The organism is Sphingobium sp. LSP13-1-1.1 (assembly GCF_040676415.1).
Classification (GTDB): Bacteria; Pseudomonadota; Alphaproteobacteria; order Sphingomonadales; family Sphingomonadaceae; genus Sphingobium.
The window spans coordinates 1-585 of record NZ_JBEGHU010000052.1 but is presented as its reverse complement, the minus strand read 5'-3'; the positions used below and the strand labels follow the sequence as shown (position 1 = coordinate 585).

At 66.5% G+C, this 585-nt stretch carries 1 protein-coding gene and 1 pseudogene; both read right to left on the bottom strand.

Going from position 1 to position 585, the window contains the following annotated elements; all coding sequences use genetic code 11:
- On the bottom strand, positions 1-71 hold a 71-nt coding region (locus tag MRBLSP13_RS18875; RefSeq protein ID WP_363756055.1), incomplete at its 3' end, for a GTP-binding protein.
- Positions 72-100: 29 nt separating this feature from the next.
- Positions 101-585 (bottom strand): annotated as a pseudogene (locus MRBLSP13_RS18870) (oxidoreductase); the annotation flags it as partial.

The window sequence follows — 585 nt, the reverse complement described above, 5'->3', positions numbered from 1 at the left end:
AGGGCGCGATTGAGCAATGTGGTCTTTCCGCTGCCGAGAAAGCCGGTCAGCACTGTGACCGGCGTCCTCATATCCTGTTTGGGAGTCAGCATGCGCGCGCTCAGGCAGGTGCGCGGTGGTTGGGATAGAGCTGCGGGCGAAGCGCGGGCCTGGCCATGCCGTATTTGGGCGCATAGTCGGTCGTCGCGCCGAGCTCCTCGGCCGCGTGCCATGCCCAGCGAGGGTCGTAGAGCGCGTCGCGGCCGATCATCACGAAATCGGCCTTGCCGGAGGCGATGATCTCTTCAGCCTGCTGGGCGCTGCCACCGATGAGGCCGACCGACATGGTCGGGATATCCGCTTCCTTGCGGATCCGTTCGCCGAACGGCACCTGGTAGCCGGCCGCCAGCGGAATTTGCTGACGGTGATCGAGCCCGCCGGTGGTGACGTCGATGAAGTCGCATCCGAGCGCCTTGAGCGCCTTGGCGAACTCGACCGCCTCGTCGGGGTTGAAGCCGCCCTCGACCCAGTCGGTCGCCGACACGCGAATGCCCATCGGCTTGTGCGCGGGCCATTCCGCCCGCATCGCCTTGAACACCTCGAGCG